Source organism: uncultured Thiocystis sp., assembly GCF_903866365.1.
Lineage (GTDB): Bacteria > Pseudomonadota > Gammaproteobacteria > Chromatiales > Chromatiaceae > Chromatium.
Genome location: NZ_CAIPNF010000164.1, coordinates 1 through 4,179 on the forward strand (window position 1 = coordinate 1; position 4,179 = coordinate 4,179).

Genomic DNA, 4,179 nt, shown 5'->3' on the forward strand with positions numbered 1-4,179 from the left:
CGTGGTCCGTTCTGACGCCAGCAGGTTAATGCGGTAACGGGGTTGGCCGATCATACTGACTGTACTGTGCGAACAAGATAGTCAATAGGATACCATTAATCGCCAAAGCCCTTACAGGGACTTGGGCGCCGCTGTACTAGCCACATATTGTCATCTTGCCAATAGATATACTTGAGCTTTGTCATCACGAACCTCGCTAGCTGAAACGCAGCCAGGGCGGTTAAGTTGCCGCTGTTGGCAACCCATCATTCGGCGCTCGGAAAAGGTGTGCGTCAGCGTTCCTTGTTGGCGAGCGCGGCGTTGATGACCGGCACCAGCGAACCGCCCCATGAAACTCCAAACTACTTTGACGCCGCTTGCTGTCCAGCAACGTACTCACGCAAAACTGCATCCAGGCGCCTCTGCCATCCGGTGCCGCCCGCTTTGAAATACCGGATCACTTCTGGCGAGAGATGAACCGAGACCGCTTCCTCGGTTGATCCCTGTTGCGTCCCGCGTTCGCGGCGACGCTCATCCCACGCAGCCCTGAACGCAGGATACCCTCCTTCCTTGACCACAACGGCATTGGCCCAGGCCGCTTCTTCCTTGGCTACCAGCGCCCGATCCTCGCCAGGCGCCTCGGCGATCAGTGCTTCCCATTCCTCGGGGGTTTCAGGAAAACGTTTGTGCGTAACGTCTGATTTCATGTTTTTCCGCCCGGCGCAGACTGATGACATGCAGATCATTTCCGCGCTCAGTGTAGGTCATGTGTACCAGGATGCCATCGAGCCAGCCAATCAAGCATAAACGCTGCTCGCCGTAAGCTTCGCGCGCATCCTCCCAAGAGACGACTGGATGCTCGAAAACCGCCTCGCTACCGGCGAAATCCAATCCATGTTTGGCCAGGTTGGCACGCCGCTTGGATTCATCCCAAGTCATTATCGTTTAATTGTAGAGACAGAAGGCGGTGACGAGGGAACCACATCAGTTGCGAACTGATACAGTTCGTCCCTCACGGCATCCTACGCAGACCTCCCTCAATCCAGTCCACGTATCGGTTTACGACGACACCGACTTGGCCGCCGCGCGCGCCGTCCCCCGCCTGACCGGCATCCCCTGCCACACCCCGCTAGTCTCGCCCGTCCCCACACCCTCGAAAAAGCCACGCATCGCGACGAACCGCTCCTTGTTCGCCAGTGCCGAATTGATGACCTGCGCCAGCGAACCCGCCCCGGCCGGTCCCATCAGCGGACGCGCCGAGATCAGGTTGGTGAAATAGAGCGCGGGGATCATGCGTTCCTTGGCCGCCTGCACCACCGGCGTGGTGCCGATGGCGAGATCCGGCTCCAGCGATTTGACCGCCGCCAGATCCTGCTCCAGCGAGGCGCGGAACTGGACCGGGACACCGTGCGCGTCGAGCCAGGCGAGATCGGTTTCGTTCCAGGGGGTGCGCGGACAGGCGGTGCCGACATAGGGCACTTCGGCCCCGGACTCGATCAGCAGACGCGCGACCAGCAGCTCGGAGCCTTCGTAGCCGGAGACGATGACGCGCCCCTTGATGGGCATCGCCGCCAGCGCCCCGCCGATGGCCGGGAGGAATTTGTTCTTGGCGGCGTCGACCTTGTCTTGGGCGATCCCGCACGCCTGACCGATGGCGTCCAGCCAGGTCGCGGTGCCGTCGCGTCCCACGGGCGCGGAGCCGACGATGGGCCGACCGGCGGCGGCGAATTCGCGACAGGAGGCGGTGTATTGCGGATGGATGGCGGCGGCGACGGCGCAATCGAGCGCGGCATAGAGTTCGCGCCATTCGCGGGTCGGCACCACGGGGCCGGTCGCCAGACCCAGCGGCTCCAGCATCATGCCGATCCCGACCGGGTCGGCCGGGAACATCTCGCCGAGCAGGGTCACCGTGGGCCGTTCGCTGCGTCCGCCGCGCGGTGCCTGGACCGGCCCCTGTTCCGCCTCGTGACGGGCGTAATGGAGCATGGCGCCCGACAGGACATCCTTGGCCTCGGCATGGGTCGGCACGCCGAAACCGGGCACGTCGATCCCGAGGATACGCACCCCGTTGAGCTGCTTGGGCAGCAGTCGCAGCGGCACGCCCGAGGCGGTCGGCACGCAGAGATTGATGGCGACGATGGTGTCGTAGCGCTCGGGATCGGCGAGTTTATGGACCGCCTCGCGCACGTCCTCGAACAGCCGGCCCGAGACCAGCGATTCGGAATCGAAGGGCACGTAGCCGATGGAACGCCGGGCACCGTAGAAATGCGCGGTAAAACTCAGGCCATAGACGCAACAGCCGGAGCCGACCAGCAGCATGGCCGTGCGGCGCATGCGCAGACCGACCCGCAGGGCGCCAAAGGCCGGGCACATGGTCTGCGGCTGATCGTGGGGGCCAGCCGGATAGTCGGCGGCGAGCCGCTTCAGCAGTTCGGCATTCCCCGCCTTGGCGGCGGCGGATTTCAGCGTCTCGGCGCTGGAGCAGCCGCCGGTCTCAAGATTCGCCGGAGCCTCGGAAGGCTGCCGGGAGGGATCGTTGGCCATCGGGGTATCCCGTCGCGGCTCAGACATCGTCGTAGACCACTTCAAGCGAAGGCTTGACGATTGCGGACGCATTGCACATATCGGCCGCCGTCGCGGGCTCCAGCGTGACATGCCGACCGACCTCGTCGCCCTTGAAGAGATTCAGCAACGCCTCATGCGCGAGCGGTTTCGGCTTCACCGGCGGCGCCAGCCCGACATTGAGGGCGAGTTCCTCGAACAGCGGTCCCCAGGCATCGCCCGGTCGACCGACGATCTCGTAATTCGCGCTCTTGCGCCGGATCTCCTCGTGGGCCGGGATGGTCGCCAGGATCGGGATGCCGACCGCCTCGGCGAAGGCTTTCGCCTCGCCGGTGCCATCGTCCTTGTTGATTACCATGCCGGCCACGCCGACGTTGCCGCCCAGTCCGGTGAAATAGTCCACGGCCGAGCAGACATTGTTGGCCACGTACAGCGATTGCAGATCGTTGGAGCCGACGACGATGACCTTCTGGCACAGGTCGCGGGCGATCGGCAGACCGAAGCCGCCACAGACCACGTCGCCCAGGAAGTCCAGCAGGACATAATCGAAGTCCCATTCATGGAAGCCCAGGCTTTCCAGCAACTCGAAGCCGTGGATGATGCCGCGCCCGCCGCACCCGCGACCGACCTCGGGGCCGCCCAGTTCCATCGCGAAGACGCCGTCGCGCTTGAAACAGACCTCGCCGATGGTGACCGCCTCCCCGGCACGTTTTTTTTCGCTGGAGGTGCCCAAAATGGTCGGACAGGAGCGCCCGCCAAAGAGCAGGCTGGCCGTATCGCTCTTGGGATCGCAGCCGATCAGCAACACCTTTTTGCCCTGCTGCGCCATCATGTAGGACAGGTTGGCGAGGGTGAAGCTCTTGCCGATGCCGCCCTTGCCATAGATGGCGATGATCTGGGTCTCCTTGATCGCCGGCGACGCGCTGGACGCGGGACCGTTGAGGGGTACATTCACGATAGGTTTCTCCAATCAAGAATCATCTTCAGGCAGGAAGGATCGCCAAAGGCGGTGCGATAGGCCGCGTCGGCCTCGGTCGCGGGCAGGCGATGGGTAATGAGTCCGTCGAGCGACAGACGCCCGGAATCCAGCAGCGCGCGCACCGCCGCCAGATCGGCCGGTTGAAATTCGGCCGCGATGCGAAACCGCGCCTCGCGCATGAAGGCGGGCGGAAAGGTGAAGGCGACCGGCTGACTGTAGAAGCCGCCGAGGATGATCTCGCCGCCGCGCGCCAGGCGGGCGATCAGGCTGTCGAGGATGGCGGAATCGCCGCTCATGTCGCAGATGGAGCGATAGTCCCGACGCGGGTCGTCGTCCGGCGCCAGCACCTCGTACCCGTAGCCCTCGGCGCCCGGCCTGCGCTCGGGGTTGGTCTCCCAGACCACTGGCCGGCTGCCATCCCCCAGCGCCGCGATGCGCGCCAGCAAACGCCCGAGGACGCCATGTCCGACGATCAATTCGACATGGGGCGAGGCGGGGCCGGCGATGGCATGATAGGCAGTCGCCGCCAGCGCCATCAGCACCGACTGTTCGCCGAATCGTTCGTCGACCGGCACCATCCGACTGCCCGGCGCGACCACGCGCGAGGCCGCGCCGCCGAACAGACCGCGCACCTCGCCATAACAGCGCGCGCCCGGCAC

5 protein-coding genes are annotated in these 4,179 nt (G+C 64.7%); all 5 read right to left on the reverse strand.

Features of this window, described 5'->3' with window-relative positions; all coding sequences use genetic code 11:
* Nucleotides 1–341: 341 nt before the first annotated feature.
* Nucleotides 342–686, reverse strand: a complete 345-nt coding sequence (locus tag QZY07_RS09285) for a BrnA antitoxin family protein (protein WP_295401813.1) — start codon at nt 684–686, stop codon at nt 342–344.
* Entirely contained in the window at nt 652–918 is a 267-nt protein-coding gene (locus QZY07_RS09290) for a BrnT family toxin (protein WP_295401815.1), read from the reverse strand. The genes QZY07_RS09285 and QZY07_RS09290 overlap by 35 nt, the downstream gene beginning before the upstream one ends.
* A gap of 120 nt (nt 919–1,038) precedes the next feature.
* Entirely contained in the window at nt 1,039–2,523 is a 1,485-nt protein-coding gene (gene bchY / locus QZY07_RS09295; protein ID WP_295401817.1) for a chlorophyllide a reductase subunit Y, read from the reverse strand.
* 19 nt (nt 2,524–2,542) lie between these two features.
* Nucleotides 2,543–3,496 carry a chlorophyllide a reductase iron protein subunit X gene (locus QZY07_RS09300; protein WP_295401819.1) on the reverse strand — a complete coding sequence of 318 codons (954 nt, stop codon included), beginning with the start codon at nt 3,494–3,496 and terminating at the stop codon, nt 2,543–2,545.
* Nucleotides 3,493–4,179: chlorophyll synthesis pathway protein BchC (bchC, locus tag QZY07_RS09305; protein WP_295401820.1), on the reverse strand; the 687-nt coding region annotated here is incomplete at its 5' end. The genes bchC and QZY07_RS09300, both read right to left, overlap by 4 nt.

Excerpts from the sequence above, each read along its gene's own strand:
- QZY07_RS09285 (WP_295401813.1), bottom strand. The coding sequence starts at position 686 with ATGAAATCAGACGTTACGCACAAACGTTTTCCTGAAACCCCCGAGGAA.
- QZY07_RS09290 (WP_295401815.1), bottom strand. The coding sequence starts at position 918 with ATGACTTGGGATGAATCCAAGCGGCGTGCCAACCTGGCCAAACATGGA.
- bchY (WP_295401817.1), bottom strand. The coding sequence starts at position 2,523 with ATGGCCAACGATCCCTCCCGGCAGCCTTCCGAGGCTCCGGCGAATCTT.